The sequence below is a fragment of the Aquibacillus salsiterrae genome, from assembly GCF_028416595.1.
In the GTDB taxonomy this organism is placed as follows: domain Bacteria; phylum Bacillota; class Bacilli; order Bacillales; family Amphibacillaceae; genus Aquibacillus_A; species Aquibacillus_A salsiterrae.
Genome location: NZ_JAMQKC010000006.1, coordinates 116,284 through 132,237 on the forward strand (window position 1 = coordinate 116,284; position 15,954 = coordinate 132,237).

Annotated in this window: 13 protein-coding genes; 6 read left to right on the forward strand and 7 right to left on the reverse strand. The window is 38.5% G+C overall.

Annotation, left to right across the window (positions count from 1 at the left end; all coding sequences use genetic code 11):
• Positions 1-135 precede the first annotated feature (135 nt).
• The 3 genes from NC799_RS09420 to NC799_RS09430 all read right to left on the reverse strand — a co-directional run bounded on the left by NC799_RS09420 (position 136) and on the right by NC799_RS09430 (position 2,374).
• Positions 136-342: a CDGSH iron-sulfur domain-containing protein gene (locus NC799_RS09420; protein ID WP_272446204.1), complete on the reverse strand. Its 207-nt coding sequence runs from the start codon at positions 340-342 to the stop codon at positions 136-138.
• Positions 343-734: 392 nt separating this feature from the next.
• Complete coding sequence (gene metA / locus NC799_RS09425) at positions 735-1,640, reverse strand: homoserine O-acetyltransferase MetA (protein WP_272446205.1); 906 nt, start codon at positions 1,638-1,640, stop codon at positions 735-737.
• 125 nt (positions 1,641-1,765) lie between these two features.
• Positions 1,766-2,374: a YpjP family protein gene (locus NC799_RS09430; RefSeq protein WP_272446206.1), complete on the reverse strand. Its 609-nt coding sequence runs from the start codon at positions 2,372-2,374 to the stop codon at positions 1,766-1,768.
• A gap of 357 nt (positions 2,375-2,731) precedes the next feature.
• On the opposite strand from NC799_RS09430, the gene NC799_RS09435 reads away from it, so the two are divergent.
• Positions 2,732-4,240, forward strand: a complete 1,509-nt coding sequence (locus tag NC799_RS09435) for a malate:quinone oxidoreductase (protein ID WP_272446207.1) — start codon at positions 2,732-2,734, stop codon at positions 4,238-4,240.
• 61 nt (positions 4,241-4,301) lie between these two features.
• Here NC799_RS09435 and NC799_RS09440 read toward each other — a convergent pair whose 3' ends face one another.
• Entirely contained in the window at positions 4,302-6,263 is a 1,962-nt protein-coding gene (locus NC799_RS09440; protein WP_272446208.1) for an SEC-C metal-binding domain-containing protein, read from the reverse strand.
• Positions 6,264-6,492: 229 nt separating this feature from the next.
• On the opposite strand from NC799_RS09440, the gene NC799_RS09445 reads away from it, so the two are divergent.
• Positions 6,493-6,663, forward strand: coding sequence for a hypothetical protein (locus tag NC799_RS09445; RefSeq protein WP_272446209.1), 171 nt, complete (start codon positions 6,493-6,495; stop codon positions 6,661-6,663).
• Here the strand turns inward: NC799_RS09445 and NC799_RS09450 are convergent.
• Complete coding sequence (locus NC799_RS09450) at positions 6,660-7,583, reverse strand: AEC family transporter (RefSeq protein ID WP_272446210.1); 924 nt, start codon at positions 7,581-7,583, stop codon at positions 6,660-6,662. The two genes, NC799_RS09445 and NC799_RS09450, sit on opposite strands and share 4 nt — an antisense overlap.
• A 351-nt stretch (positions 7,584-7,934) precedes the next feature.
• On the opposite strand from NC799_RS09450, the gene NC799_RS09455 reads away from it, so the two are divergent.
• Positions 7,935-8,759, forward strand: coding sequence for an MBL fold metallo-hydrolase (locus tag NC799_RS09455; protein ID WP_272446211.1), 825 nt, complete (start codon positions 7,935-7,937; stop codon positions 8,757-8,759).
• A gap of 486 nt (positions 8,760-9,245) precedes the next feature.
• On the opposite strand, the gene NC799_RS09460 is transcribed toward NC799_RS09455, so the two are convergent.
• Entirely contained in the window at positions 9,246-10,658 is a 1,413-nt protein-coding gene (locus NC799_RS09460; protein WP_272446212.1) for a DHA2 family efflux MFS transporter permease subunit, read from the reverse strand.
• A 350-nt stretch (positions 10,659-11,008) separates the two neighbouring features.
• Here NC799_RS09460 and NC799_RS09465 point away from each other — a divergent pair, with 350 nt between their 5' ends.
• The 3 genes from NC799_RS09465 to NC799_RS09475 all read left to right on the forward strand — a co-directional run bounded on the left by NC799_RS09465 (position 11,009) and on the right by NC799_RS09475 (position 14,710).
• Entirely contained in the window at positions 11,009-12,070 is a 1,062-nt protein-coding gene (locus NC799_RS09465) for an NAD(P)/FAD-dependent oxidoreductase (protein ID WP_272446213.1), read from the forward strand.
• Positions 12,071-12,284: 214 nt separating this feature from the next.
• Entirely contained in the window at positions 12,285-13,250 is a 966-nt protein-coding gene (locus tag NC799_RS09470; RefSeq protein WP_272446214.1) for a bile acid:sodium symporter family protein, read from the forward strand.
• A 269-nt stretch (positions 13,251-13,519) separates the two neighbouring features.
• Positions 13,520-14,710 carry an MFS transporter gene (locus NC799_RS09475; RefSeq protein WP_272446215.1) on the forward strand — a complete coding sequence of 397 codons (1,191 nt, stop codon included), beginning with the start codon at positions 13,520-13,522 and terminating at the stop codon, positions 14,708-14,710.
• Between the two features lie 81 nt (positions 14,711-14,791).
• Here the strand turns inward: NC799_RS09475 and NC799_RS09480 are convergent, their stop codons facing one another.
• Positions 14,792-15,907 carry an NAD(P)/FAD-dependent oxidoreductase gene (locus tag NC799_RS09480; RefSeq protein WP_272446216.1) on the reverse strand — a complete coding sequence of 372 codons (1,116 nt, stop codon included), beginning with the start codon at positions 15,905-15,907 and terminating at the stop codon, positions 14,792-14,794.
• Positions 15,908-15,954: the final 47 nt, after the last annotated feature.

The window sequence follows — 15,954 nt, forward strand, 5'->3', positions numbered from 1 at the left end:
ATCTAGGAATGAAAACCACTGAATATGGTACAACAAAAGGAGCTTGGCTATCAAGCTCCTTTTCCTATCGTATTAGGTATGTTATTTTAAATTTTGCACCTGAAAACTGAACTTGTCATGCTAAACTTTTATTCTTCACGCTCTTGGTTGGCTTTCAAATCCGATTTTCTTATGCGTTCCGTCACAGAATGGCTTGTTGCTTGAATGCCCACAGCGACATAACGAAAAAGCGGGCTTCGTTTCGAATGCGTTACCTTCCGCATCCAACAACTCCACATCTCCTTTTACAAGAATTGAACCATTGTCCCTGATTTGGATGGTTGTTTTTTTACTTTCACTCATGTCCTCACCCCTTTATATCCAAAATACTTTTAGTTGGTACACCTGTCCAACCGCGCGAAATAAATTCAATAAGAAAGACTAATTTTTATGAAGCTTGTTCAAAAGGAAGATGCTGGACTTTTTGAATTACCTCTAAGTGCGTGTTCAAAAAGGAGGATAAAAAGGACCGAGAAGTTCAAGGCAGCGAAGCTTTGAGTAGCGGAACGTATGTAGTTAATACGTGAGCAACGGAAAAGCAAGCTAACGCAGAAATTCGAAGTGTCATTTTTACCGGCCTTTTTGAATTACCTCTATAAGGTATATTAACCTGATTCACAAAAAATACTAACCCCGTCCAAATAAAGTTGGCATCGAATAACTGGATTTCAACCTTCTCTGTCCACTCTACTTTTCTATAATTCATACGGGGTTTCTTGGTAAACATAGTAATTCAACCAGTTTGAAATCAAAAGGTTTGCATGGGTTCTCCAGCGCAACAATGGTCGTTTTTTTACATCATTGTCTGGAAAATAATTAACCGGCAGCTTTATCGCCATCCCTTTTTGAACATCACGAACATACTCTTCCTGTAAAGAAGTGGCATCATACTCTGGATGCCCAGTAATGAAAATATTTTTCCCGTCTTTTGAAGCAATCATATAAACTCCCGCTTCATCTGATTCACTAACAATTTCCAAATCGTCTATACCCTGAATTTCCTCTTTATTAATGTCTGCATACCGGGAATGAGGAACATAAAATTCTTCATCAAATCCACTAACGATTTTAGTTTGTGCTGTACATAACGTATGGCGAAACACACCATATTTTTTTTCTTCCATATTATATTTAGATATTCCGTAATGATAATAAAGCCCGGCTAATGCACCCCAACAAATATGAAGTGTTGATGTTACGTTTGTCTTGCTCCACTCCATAATTTCTTTTAACTCTTCCCAGTAGGTGACGTCTTCAAAATCATACAACTCAATTGGTGCACCAGTTATAATTAAGCCATCGTATTTCCTATGCTTGACCTCATCAATTGTCTGGTAAAACAATTGTAAATGCTCATACGGCGTATTTCTAGACCTATGAGTATTAGGGTGTAGAAAAGCAACTTCAAGTTGGAGTGGACTGTTCCCAAGCAACCGAAGTAACTGTGTCTCTGTTTTTTCTTTTAACGGCATCAAATTCAATATAATAATGCGTAATGGACGTATGTCCTGACTAAACGCACGACTTTCATCCATGACAAAAATATTTTCTTCTTTTAGTTTTTCTTTTGCTGGAAGGTTGTCCGGTACTTTAATAGGCATTGATGACTATCTCCTTATCTTGAAAATCTTATTTACGATTTATCATATATCTTACCACATTATGACACAAATAAGGTGCAAGATACTTTCTGGAAGTCCGCTGTCCAAAAAGTCCCTGCACCTTATTACGCCATCCATTTCGGAGGAGTGTTTTTATCCCAGAATACCTCACCAATGGCGCGATGTTCCTCAAATCCATCTTCTTCTAAATGATAATGGAAGTTAAACCAGTACCCTTCACCCGGACGGTTTTCTCTTCTCACATGAAATCTCGCTATATCCTTTTCTGTCCGCACATCGTAAAGATGAAAGATTTTTTCCCCGTAGCCCGGAGTTGGGTTTTCTGATACAGCAAAATAGTTCCGTTCTTCCTCATCTGCGTTTTCCATGATCGTTGCAATTACTTCTTCTATATTTGGTAAAATCATAGTTAATAAGTCTTCTTCCACTTGGTTAACAATTCTTGGTCCTAATTTGGAAATCGCCTGCATCCTTGCTTGTTCGGTAAGCGTATTAATAATTGAGTCAGTCTCATCCAACTCTTCTACATCACTATACGCTTCCTCAACAACGACGACTTGATCTTCCATAGTGTGTCGATTATCACTAGGCTTTTCCGACACAAGGCCATCTTTTTCTAGTGCAGCATTTAAATACGTTGGTGGAATATAAATTCCCAACGTCATAAAGGTAATAATTACAACAAACGCTTTACGTATCCATAGCTTCATCATCTGTTAACGCCCCTTAGTTCTCAACCTTAATAAAATTTTACCACGTTCCAACCAAAAGTCTAGACACCTAACACATTTTTAATGAAAGCGTAATATTTCCAAGAAAAGCGAAAGTGCCCTTGCTAGACCCTAAGGCAAGCTTAAGTAGGAAATACGTTCCGAAGCATGCTATTTGATCTTTTTATCGACTGTTAGATGTTAAAATTTTCTATCAGCTTTCAAATCATATCTAATTATCATATAATAGTAATATATTAATCTATAAATTATAGTAGTGTAACATATAGTTATAAGTGAGCCAGAAAAAGTTGTGGCATTCATAGTCCTAAACTTTTTCTGCAAATCCAGGAAAAAAGGTTGGTAAATATGAGCAACAGAGATAATAAAACAGACGTCATATTAATCGGCGCCGGAATTATGAGTGCAACATTAGGGACTATCTTGAAAGAATTAGCACCAGATTGGGAAATAACCATGTTCGAAAAGCTCGCTAAAGCGGGAGAGGAAAGCTCAAACGAGTGGAACAATGCTGGTACAGGCCATGCGGCATTATGTGAACTAAACTATACGGTAGAAAAAGCCGATGGTACTATCGACATTAGTAAAGCAATCACAATTAATGAACAATTTCAGGTTTCATTACAGTTTTGGTCCCATCTTGTTCATAACAAGTTGATTAACAATCCACAAGACTTCATCACGCCGCTTCCACATATGAGCTTAGTTCAAGGTGAGCAAAACGTGAATTTTTTAAAGAAGCGATTTGAAGCGCTATCAGCAAATCCTTTGTTTCAAGGTATGGAATTTTCAGATGATCCTAAGCAATTAAAGGATTGGATTCCACTTATTATGAATGACCGTTCATCTGATGAACCCATTGCTGCGACAAAAATTGATTCTGGAACAGATGTAAACTTCGGCGCACTTACTCGAATGTTATTTAATCACTTAGAAGAGCAACAGGTACAGTTAAACTACAAGCATAGCGTGGAAGATATCAAGCGTACCAATGATGGCAGATGGGAATTAAAAATACGTAATCTTGAAAAAGGAACTGTTGAACGGCATACTGCTAAATTTGTTTTTGTCGGTGGTGGTGGCGGAAGCTTACATTTATTACAAAAATCAGGTATTCCTGAAGGCAAACATATTGGTGGTTTTCCAGTAAGTGGGTTATTCATGGTGTGTAACAATCCGGAAATTGTCAAACGGCATCACGCAAAAGTATACGGCAAAGCTAAAGTTGGTGCCCCACCAATGTCTGTGCCACACCTTGATACTCGATTTATCGACAATAAGAAATCACTGTTATTCGGACCATTTGCGGGCTTCTCACCAAAGTTTTTAAAGACAGGCTCTATGTTTGATTTAATCACTTCGGTGAAACCACACAATCTATTAACCATGTTATCGGCGGGCGCTAAAAACATGCCATTAACAAAGTATTTAATTCAACAAGTATTGTTATCTAAAGAAAAGCGGATGGATGAGTTACGCGAGTTTATCCCAGATGCAAAATCGGAAGACTGGGACCTAGTTGTAGCAGGACAACGTGTACAGGTAATTAAAGACACGGAAGCCGGGAAAGGGACACTCCAATTCGGAACAGAGGTAGTTAGTGCTGCTGATGGTTCGATTGCAGCATTACTCGGGGCTTCTCCTGGCGCTTCAACTGCTGTCCATGTCATGCTCCAAGTTCTATCTAAATGTTTTCCTGAACAAATGAAGGAGTGGGAGCCGAAGATAAAGGAAATGATTCCGTCATATGGCTTAACACTTTTGGAAAACCCAGAGCTTTTACAAGAGGTGCATACTACTACTGCCGAGGCACTCCGTCTTACTGAAAAGGAACAAGTAAATAGTTAAATGCACAGAAAAAATGCTTGGATAAGATTTACTTCCAAGCATTTTTTCTTTGGTGACACTTTTATGATTTCTTCTTAAGCCAGTCAATTAATTCTTTTTCATCCTCCCATAAATGTAAAAAGTCACTGGCATACATGGCTGCTTCATTTTTGTCACCTGGTTGGTAAACTCCTATTATGGAATCAGGGACTTCCTCTTTCTTAGTTAAAAAGTCGATAACATAAGGATTAACTTTTTTCGCATCGTTAAGTAGCTCCTCCAACTTTTCCGAAAGGCCATGAAGTAAATAGTCGATAAGTATGTCTTGATAAGCATTTACTGCACGATTTTCATCAAACCGTTGTAACATTCGTTTAGCATCATCTATGTTGTTGTCTTCCAAATAAAGTCGTCCTAAGATATCTCTGACACCTTGATTATCATTTTCGTTAAGTTCCAACAATTCTTCAAATTGCTTGATTGCAGCTTTTTCATCGAATTCTCTTAGTAGAGAGGCGTAATTGAATTTCGCACGCATAAATGGGCGCGTCTCGATTAGTCCCCAAAACATGCCTTTATTGTCTTTTAAAAATTGCTTACCTAACTCTTTTTCACCAATTTCCATGCCAGTCTTATACAATTGTAACGCTTTGGTTGGATTTACCTCATGATCACCCAAAAGATTATAGGCATCCACACAATTAGGATCTAATTCTAATGCCTTTTTTGCTATTTCGACCCGCTCTAGTGCTGGTTTATCATAAGCATCATAGATTAATTCCTGTGCTCTTTTTGCATCTGAGTTATCTTGGCTAATTAAATCTGGTTGGTCAATGAGTAACTGTAAAAATTCATCCACTTCTTCTAGTGAATCGAAATCTTTTTCACTGATCGCTTTTGTTATATCACCCATTGTTTTTTCTAAAGAGAAAGGATTTAATCCCATTTCATCATCAAAGAAATCGTCATCATCGTCATCTATTTGATGAAATTTTGACAGTACATCTGACAGTTGTTCTTCGTCAAATACATCATCTAACACATCCTCTAACATACGATAAACCTTTGAAACAGAACCTGCACTCGTATTGTAAATCTCCGCTAAGTCCTTTTGTGAATACTCACTTATCCACGGTGTATTCATATCCACGAAATAATGTAAGCCTGCCGCATACATTTGTGGCTTACGAAAGTTGGGGTCTTCCTTTTGACAAAAAGTGTACCAATACATTTTACCAATTTCAATGTAGGCAGGCGAAAAATCGCCTAGCTCCATACACTTTTTCTCAAACAAATTAGCTACCGTTTCATGGAGTGGATTGGTCCAATTATATTCTGGAAGAGGAAGAGCCTCCCCGCCTGTTACTAATAACTTGATGAATTCTGGATAGACAACTTGCATAAACTCCTCTGCATCTGTAGTTGGGCTTGCTTCAAACATCTCAGTAAACATCCGCACTACTTGTTGACTTTCGTCTGCAGGCATGTCCAATCCAAAGTAAAAATATTGATAATACTCGCCGTATGGTAATAAATATCCAAAAATGGCATCATCTACGCCAATTGGTTCATGATCGCGCCATAACTTTATCTTTCTTACTTTTCTAGTAATCACATCTTCAACAACTAAATGTGAATCATCCGCAACTTCTTTTACTACCGAAAAGACAGGGGTTGATCTCGTCCACTCTTTTAATCGATTTAATGTAGAGGGCCGAACGCTTTTGGCTTTATTCTCAATAAATTTATCTAAGATTGTTTTGTTTTGATCAAATTCCACATTAAAAATAATCCACTGTGTTAATAAAAATGATAATAGTTCTCCTTGTTCCCTCTCGTCGACTTCGACATCGTCAAACTCGTCTTCAAGAACTTCGGCAACTTCCATAAAATAATGCTCATCTGCAAATTCTAATAGTTCTTCCTGAAGCTTATCAAGTTCATCTCCAATTACCGCATTTAAGGAAACGACGTTGCTCATACAACATTTCTTATATTTTTTTCCACTTCCACATGGACAAAGATCGTTACGTCCAACAGTCATACGCAAAATTCCTTTCTAGTATCTCATAGCATGATTTTATCATTGATAGAGGAGAAGTACCAGAACAATAGAATGGCAGGTATTTTCAAGAAAAAATATACCTACTATTAGGTATATTTTGGATGTCACGATTCTTTTTTATGCAAATTAGTGACGGGAATCATACCGACACGAAATCAACTATTTGTGGTAAACTTGTTACCATCTTAAATTACCTAGGAGGAAGGTTATGGCTTTTATAAGTTTTCTTACGATCGTGTTAACTGTTGTTCAATTCGGTATTTTAATCTATCTTTTTATTACTGTAAGAAAAATGAATAAACTAATCACAAAACATGTCGCAGATAACAATCAATTAATTGGACAACTTAAAAAGATGCAAGATTCAACATACGATTAGAACAAAATCCGGGCAACATAGATAACTACTGTGACCGTAAGCGCACTGACTAACGTTGAAAACATAACCACCTGTGCAGCAAAATGAGGGTGGTTATTATATTCTTGGGCAATTACAGCACTATTTACTGATGTTGGCATTGCTGATGAGATTAACAGTGCTTGAGCAAAGGTACCCTCAATCCTAAACAAGTAAATAATTCCGATTGCAACGATTGGTCCGACAATTAAACGAAGAGTTAGACTCAAATAAACGGTTAATAAACCAGATTTGAATTTTAACTCAGCAACCTGTGCCCCAAGGGTGATAAGTGCCATCGCAACAAGGCCATCAGCAATGTAGGTGGCCGGAACAAAGAGAAAGGATGGGACAGTTACATTTAGAGCATTAAATACAATTCCTGCAATCATGGCATACATAACCGGCATTTTAAAATAGCCTAATAATGCTTTTAATTTCCCTTTCCTAATTGATTGCAAGGAGAAAATACCGTATGAAAATAGAAAAATATTCTGCATCGTTAAGATTAGTACTTGAACAGACATCGCAAATGGATCACTCTTAAACACCAAATCATTCACTGGCACACCATAATTACCTGAATTATAAAACATTACACTATTGGTAAATGCTGTCTTTTTTCCACCTTCAATTTTGCTAAACTTTGCAATTATTGTTGCAATTACAAACAGTATGGCGATAAAGGCGATAAAGAAAAGAGCAATATTACCAAATAACTGCCATGAAATTTGCGTTTGGTACAATTTGACGAAAATAAAACCTGGGACAAAAAGATAAATGTTAACCTTTGCTAGCGTACTTAAATTTAACGTAAACTTTTTATGTAAGATAAAGCCAATCCCCATTAAAATAAACACAGGCAAAATAATATCTTTTAGAATAATAAACAATTCAAACAAAACGATATACTCCTCTCAGGGTTAAGTATCTAGGCTGATTTCTAGTCCGGTGAGTCACGCACCAAAAGGGTCTAGACTACTGTTTCAAACTCCAACCAAGCTCTCGGTCCAAATTACGCCATCGCAAAGAAAAAAGTCCTTCTTTAACTTTACCACATTACTTATTAGAATAAGACAATGATGTATCATCCACACTATAAGAAAAGCGAAAGGCGCCTGGAGCTAGACAATAAGAAAAGCGAAAGCACCTTGCTAGAACCGAAAGGCATAAGACAAGACCTGACGGTGGCCATTACTGAATGATGATACTTTCTTACATGAGTAGATTTTTATTTAGAGGAGGTTAACATTGTGGATAAAGAGTTTGATCAGCATTATAACGATGAGCTACATACTGAAAATGCTGACCCAGAAGAAATTTTAGATGACGTTGCCTATTACCGGACAATTGCTGCCAATGTTTATATGCTTGGGCATCCAGACTCTGACACCTGGGTACTTGTCGATACAGCAGTCGGACATTATAGTACAAGAATTATCGCTGCTGTCGAAAAACGCTTTGGAGATAAAAAACCGAGTGCGATCATTCTTACACACGGGCACTTTGATCACGTTGGTTCAGCGAATGACCTGGCTAAACACTGGAATATTCCTATTTATATTCATGAGAAGGAAATTGATTATGTTACAGAAAAGGCCCAATATCAACCAGCAGACCCAACGATGGGTGGCGGATTAATGTCGATTTTTTCGATTCTTTTTCCCAAAAAACCAGTTAACTTAAAAGAATGGGTCCAACCGCTTCCTTCAAACGGAGAAATACCATTGCTAAAGGATTGGCGGTATATTGAAACACCAGGACATTCACCTGGCCATATTGTTCTCTACCGGGAAAAGGACGGGGTACTAATAACAGGCGATGCAATTCTAACCGAAAAGCCTCAATCGACTATTTCTACTTTTATCCCTATTAAAAATGTATATGGTCCTCCTGCTTATTTTACAGAAGATTGGGATGCTGCACGCAATTCGGTTAAAAAAATTGCAGCACTTAAGCCGAACTATCTACTAACTGGTCATGGACTACCAATGGAGGGGCCGGAAATTCAGGAACAGTTGGATCATTTAGCCTCAAACTTCGACAATTTAGTGTTACCAGACCATAAGAAAAATTAATTTTGGACAATTGGCATGATGATTACGTGGGTTAGGAAGCGGAGTAGGCTTCGATATCATCAATAAGCTGCTTCCTTCTAGTTAAATCTGTCGATGGTGAGGGGCATCATCGACACTTTCTGCTTCCTTCTAGTTAAATCTGTCGATAGTGAGGGGCATCATCGACACTTTCTGCTTCTTTCTAGTTAAATCTGTCGATGGTGAGGGGCATCATCGACACTTTCCCCTTCTTTCTAGTTAAATCTGTCGATGGTGAGGGGCATCATCGACACTTTCTGCTTCCTTCTAGTTAAATCTGTCGATGGTGAGGGGCATCATCGACACTTCACACTCCAATTTAGATAATTTCGTTATCCACATAAATCCGATTTTGTAATTTCCTAGCCAAAAACAAAAACGCAGAGTGCCCGGAGCTAGACGGCTCTTTGGATCTTTTTATACTTTTACTCTTGTAAAAAAAGACTTAGCCATAGCTAAGTCTTTTCTTTACGCTTTTTCTGTTATTTGTTGTTTCTTCTGGTCTCGGTCGCGCACATAGAACGAAACAACTAGACCGGCTATCGACAGGACAGTAACAACGATAAAGGCAATCTTTGCACCAAAAATATCAGGATTGGATATCATTGTAGATTGCTTGGCTGCCTCTTCAGTTGTTGTCATTACCGTTACGAGGATAGCTGTACCTACTGACGCTGCAATCATCCGCATTGTGTTATCCATTGCTGCACCATGCGCAATAAGTTTCTTCGGCAACTGGTTTAAGGCAGCAGTTGCTATTGGCATGAGTACCATTGACAGACCCAACATTCGCAATCCATACATGACTGTTAGAAAGGTGAGCGAAGTTTCCGCATTAATCATTGTAAAAGCTAAGGACGCAATGACAATAATGATTAGACCTGTAATGACCAGTTTTCTTGCACCAACCTTATCAAAAATGCGACCTGTAATTGGTGACATAAACCCAGATATTAACGCACCAGGAAGTAATACTAATCCTGCCTGGAAAGCTGAAAATTCCCTCATATTTTGCATGTATAAAGGAACAAGTGTCTCCACCCCTATTAATCCCATAAAGGTAATCATTCCAATTGCTATAGCTAACGGAAAAATAGAGAAAGTAAACACTCGCAACTCTAACATGGGGTGATCTAAACGTAACTGTCTTAAAATAAAGATAACAAGTGCTACGACACCAACACCGAGTGACAATATTGTTATTGTAGCTAACCACCCATTATTCCCAGCCGATGTAAATCCGTATAAAAGACCACCAAACCCAAAGGAAGACAAGATAATCGAAAGAACATCTACTTTTGGTTTCGATACTTCCGTAACATTTTTTAAGGCAAAAAATGCAATGACAATATCAATAACTGCAATTGGAAAAATAATGAAAAATAACACTCTCCAAGAATAAACTTCTGTTACCCAGCCTGACAAAGCGGGGCCAATTGCCGGTGCAAATGAAATCACGAGACCAATTAACCCCATTGCCGAACCACGTTTATGGACTGGGAAAATCATCAAGAACGCTGTTTGCATTAAAGGTAACATTACCCCAGCACCACTCGATTGAATAACACGTCCCAGTAACAAAACTTGAAAATTTGGCGCAAGACCTGCAACTAGCGTACCAAAGGCAAAGACACTCATTGCGGTAATAAATAATTGCCTCGTCGTAAATTTTTCTAGAAAAAATGCACTAACCGGTATCATAATTCCATTAACTAGCATGAAAATTGTTGTTAACCACTGTGCACTATTCGCTGTAATATCCATTTCAACCATGATTGGCGCGATTGCCGTTATCATTAGTGTTTGGTTAAGTATCGCGATAAAAGCACCTGCTAGTAATAACGCAACAATAACTGATTTATTATAACTTATCGATTCCACAATAAAGCCCCCCAATTACCCGGACAAATTACCTTTTATCTCTTGATATACTCAAAATAGATTACACGATTTTCAGTATTTTATCTATTAATTCAGCTCACCCTATCAAATAACTAAAGATTCAATAATAATTGGTTTACATATAGAGGTTATTCACCAAAACACAACCTGAAATCTTTGGGAAAAAGGCATAAAATATCGGGAAGGAGTGCATACACTAAACATAGAACACTTTTTTAGCAGTTCATAAAATTGTAGTTTTTCCTTTACTTTTTTGTTAGTCTTGTAGGTGGAGTGAAAATGAAACGATTTATTTATGCGACATACTGTTAATAAAGGCAGGGATTTTGATGAAAAGATTAGTTGTATTGGGCGGAGGTTATGGTGGACTACGGATCATCCACAAGCTGTTGGATATCGGCTTACCTTCTGACGTACTAATTACATTGGTTGATAGAAATCCATACAATTCCTTAAAGACTGAGTTTTACGCACTTGCTGCTGGTACGACTGCAGATAGCGACGTTCGAACAGATTTTCCAAACCACCAGCAAGTCGATTTAATTTTTGGCGAAATAACGGAAATAGATGTGACGAACGAACAAGTAATTGTCGATAATGAAGAAGAACCCATTCCCTATGATTTTTTAGTGGTTGGACTTGGTTGTGAGGACAATTATCACGGTATCCCCGGCGCAGAAGAATTCACAAAAAGCGTTCAGACCATTTCAAACGCAAGAAAAGCTAATCTAGCTGTAGGGAATCTACATGCTTATGGAAAAGTTGTTGTTGTTGGTGCTGGATTAAGTGGTATTGAAGTGGCATCTGAAATTCGTGAGAGTCGTCCGGACTTAAACATTTATTTACTGGACCGAGGTTCCTCTGTATTAAGCGCTTTTGATTCCAAAATTCAATCGTATGTCGAGGATTGGTTTGAAAAAAATGATGTGGAAGTGCTTCACCATGCAAATGTCGACCAAGTTGATGAATACGGGGTGACAAACAATGGAAAAAAACTAGAAAGTGACGTTGTCATCTGGACAGCAGGTGTAAGGCCCCATCACTTAGTTCGGGCACTTCCGTTTGAAAAGGATAAGTATGAAAAAATTGTATTGAATGATTATTGCCAAGTTCCGTCACATCAAAACGTATATGTTGTTGGAGATTGTGCGTCATCGACTTACTCTCCAAGTGCACAGCTTGCCGGAAAACAAGGCGAGCAAATCGCAGAGGTTTTAGAAGCTGTTTTAAATAACCGTGAACCAAAAAAACCTAAAGCGCTCAAGTTAAAAGGGCAGCTTGGCTCACTAGGCAAGAACGATGGATTTGGTAACATGTATAACCAACCTGTAACAGGCTTATTACCTCGCTTAGCTAAATCAGGAGTATTATGGTTAAATAAACGCCACTAACTAAAAGAGGGGTGCTAGGGTAATTTTATTCTAGCACCTTTTTTAGCGTTAAACCGTGATTAACATACTAATTTTTTTAAACTATTCTATCTCAATTTGTTTTAAATTTTCTGAATATAGCGTATAATCATCAACGGGAAAATAAGTAGATAGCGTCTTGTTTTCCCATCATAGTTATCACATTCTTATTATTTTGTAAAGGAGCTGAAAATTCATGAAAACACTTGAAAGAATTAGCAGTTTTGTTGGCAGCACATTTGCTATCTGGGTTTTACTCTTTGCGGTCTTATCTTTCCTTATCCCATCTGGATTTACCTGGATAGTAGCATATATTGTGCCGCTTCTCGGTATCATTATGTTTGGGATGGGCTTGACTTTATCCGCAAACGACTTTAAAGAAGTGTTTCGTCGTCCAAAAGATGTAGCCATTGGTGTAGTTGGGCAATTTACCATCATGCCACTTCTAGCATTTGCGCTTGCATCTATCCTGCCTGTGTCACCCGAGGTAGCTGTTGGTGTTATCCTAGTTGGTAGTTGCCCCGGTGGAACATCGTCAAACGTAATGACCTTTTTATCAAAAGGAGATACAGCCCTATCGGTATCAATTACTGCTGTATCAACGATTTTAGCACCAATCCTTACACCCTTATTAGTACTATTATTTGCTAGTCAGTGGTTATCTGTTTCGGCAGGCTCACTATTTGTATCCATTGTCAAAATTGTACTTATTCCAATTATACTAGGCTTATTAGTTAAAACTCTATTAGGGGAAAAAATTGAAGCAGGAGTGAAGGCTTTACCACTTGTTTCTGTTATTGGAATTGTAGCAATTGTAGCAGCAGTTGTTGGGGCTAACCAAGAAAAAATAGCAGAAACTGGCGGCATTATCTTTGCAATTGTCGTACTTCATAATGTATTAGGATATCTCATCGGGTATGGTCTTGCCAAGCTAATGAAAATGGACCCTGCTAAAAGAAGAGCTATATCAATTGAGGTTGGCATGCAGAACTCAGGACTTGGGGCAACACTTGCAACTGCTCATTTTAGTCCTCTTGCAGCAGTACCTAGTGCAATATTTAGTGTATGGCACAATATTTCTGGACCAATTATTGCAACTATCTTCCGTAAGCAACAAGAAAAAGAGACCAATAACAAAGACGACGATCGCAAGTCTGCCTAGATTTGCATTAGCGTAGACTTTTGAATATTGGTTGGATTCTTTTATATTTTCTTATCTAATAAGAAAAAGGATCGTTCATTAGGAAATTAAAGCCAAGCGGCATTTCTTTTGTTAGACAATACTAACACTAGGAATGCCGTTTTTACCAATACCCCTTACGAATCGCAACAATGCCCCTTAATAATGAGAGCGTTTTACTTAACGAAGTCATATTTTATGTGGTATATTTATACAATTAACTTTAGACTAATTAAAAGGGATGAGTGATATTGGACTATTTAGGCAAACAAATACGTTTTTTGAAGGCGCTCTCTTTTATTCATTTTGGTGGTAAAGCTATTATTCTCCCATTCTTGCCATTATTCTTGTACAATCAGAATTTTTCCTCAATAGAGATTGGCACAATTATGGGCGTCTCACCACTTGTAAGTATTTTTGCACAGCCATTTGTCGGTTATTTGAGTGACAAGTACAAGACGATTAAGCGAATATTATTAATCCTTTATTTCGCCGTACTCGCAGCTAGTTTCGGTGTGTTTTTCAATGGAGCCTTCTGGGTGGTATTTATATCCTTTATTTCATTCCACTTTGCCTTATCTCCCTGTACCCCTCTACTCGACAGCATGACAATTAAAAGTCTCGGACCAAAACGCCAAGGAGATTACGGTAAAGTTAGATTATGGGGATCGGTCGGTTTTTTTGTCACAGCAGTCATCTCTGGACCGGTTCTTACATGGGTTGGTATTGAAAAAATTTACATTTTATTTTGGGTCATCACTTTATTAACTATTTTCCTCGTCTATTACTTAAAGGACCAAAATCAATCCTCCACACCAGTAAACTTAAAAGGGGTTAAACAAGTCGTCGGCAACAAACCTTTTATGCTATTTCTATCCCTTTGCTTATTAGTCATGATTCCACATCGGACCAATGACACGATGGTCGTGCTCCATTTAGAAAATCTTGGTGCAACCACCGTCTTGATCGGGATGGCTTTTGCTTTAGCTGCGATAAGTGAGGTGCCTGTTTTCTACTTTTTAAGTAAACGTGTAAAACAAACAAATCCTTTACTCCTGCTCGGAATTGTTGCAGCGCTCTATACTGTTCGGTGGACATTGTATGGAATGATTGCCTCACCTGTACTTGTAACAGTAATGCAACTATCACAAGGGATTACGTTCGGTTTGTTCTGGTTAGTTGCCCTACAAACAGCTGTCAGTTTTGTACCGAACCATTTAAGAAGCACTGGGCAAGCCTTACTTACTTCTGTAAGTTTTGGAATTGGTGGAGCTATTGGGGGAACTGTCGGGGGATGGTTATTTGATACGGTAGGCTCGATGGTAATGTACCGCCTGATGGGGCTTCTTACTTTCATTGCAACCATATCCATTTTCATTCTGTACCGGGCTTCGGTACAGAAAGAAACAGCAATCGCCAAAGGAAGACTAGCCAATCATTAAAACACTGACCCCACCAGTTAGCAGTAGGTGAGACATGACTACCGTTTGAATGTATAAAAGCGCGCACTACACTACGTCTTATCATCCAAATGCGTTAGCAACGTCATAATCCTTTATATTGATTGACACCGACTGATTCATCACAAATCGAGCAAGCTCCTTACCTAGATAAGGACCACTAGTAAGACCTGATGCACCAAGGCCATTGGCAACATACAATCCATCATATCCAGGAACTTGCCCTATGATTGGTAAGTGCCCTGGGGTGAAGGGCCGAAAACCAACCTTTGTATCCACATAAGTAGCGGAGGCTAAACCTGGGGCAACCTTCAATGCTTTTTCAAAAATTTCAAACACACCACTCATCGTAATTCGGTTGTCTAGGCCCACGTCATCTTCCTGTGTAGCACCTACAACAATTTTCCCATTTCCAAAAGTAAGCATGTATTGCTGATATGGCGGCAAAACAATCGGCCATTTACTCGTATCCGTATCAGGCATTTGCAAATGGACAATTTGTGCCTTTTGCGGCTTCACTAAAAAATTTAAGCCAACTGATTCAAGGAGTTGCCTCGACCATACACCGCCTGTCACGATCACTTTTTCCGCACGGTAGGAACGACCACTAACAGTAACTCCTGTAACCTTAGAATCATCTACTTCCAATGAAGCATCCCCGTTCAAAAATTCTAAGCCTTTTGCTTTCCCACCACGAATAAGCGCATCTCTTAACTCGGCCCCATTCACACGTGCTGCACCACTTATGTGGACCGCCCCATATACATCCTTTAGCGGTGGAAACAGTTTCTTCGTCTCCACTTTTGATAATCTAGTAACCTCTCCCATTTCCGGGGTGGATGCTTGTCTTTTTAAAGCTACTTCCATTTTCCTATCTAGTTTCTCATCGGTATCAAACACATTAATTGCACCTACTTGGTGATAGCCGGTAGTTGATTCCCCATTTGCTTTTAATTGTGCCACTAACTTAGGGTAATACTTAGCACCTGCTTCGACTAGTTTATACCAAGCTTTATTATAACGATTGGTTAGCCATGGACAAATAATTCCCGCTGCAGCATTCGTTGCCTGACCAGGGTCATTACGATCAATTAAAAGCACGTCTTCACCTTCGTTTGTCAGATGATAAGCAGTAGATGCACCAAGAATTCCGGCACCAATAATGATGTAAGATGGCATGTAATCCCCTTTTCCATTTGAATTTATTTTCATTGTACTATACTTGC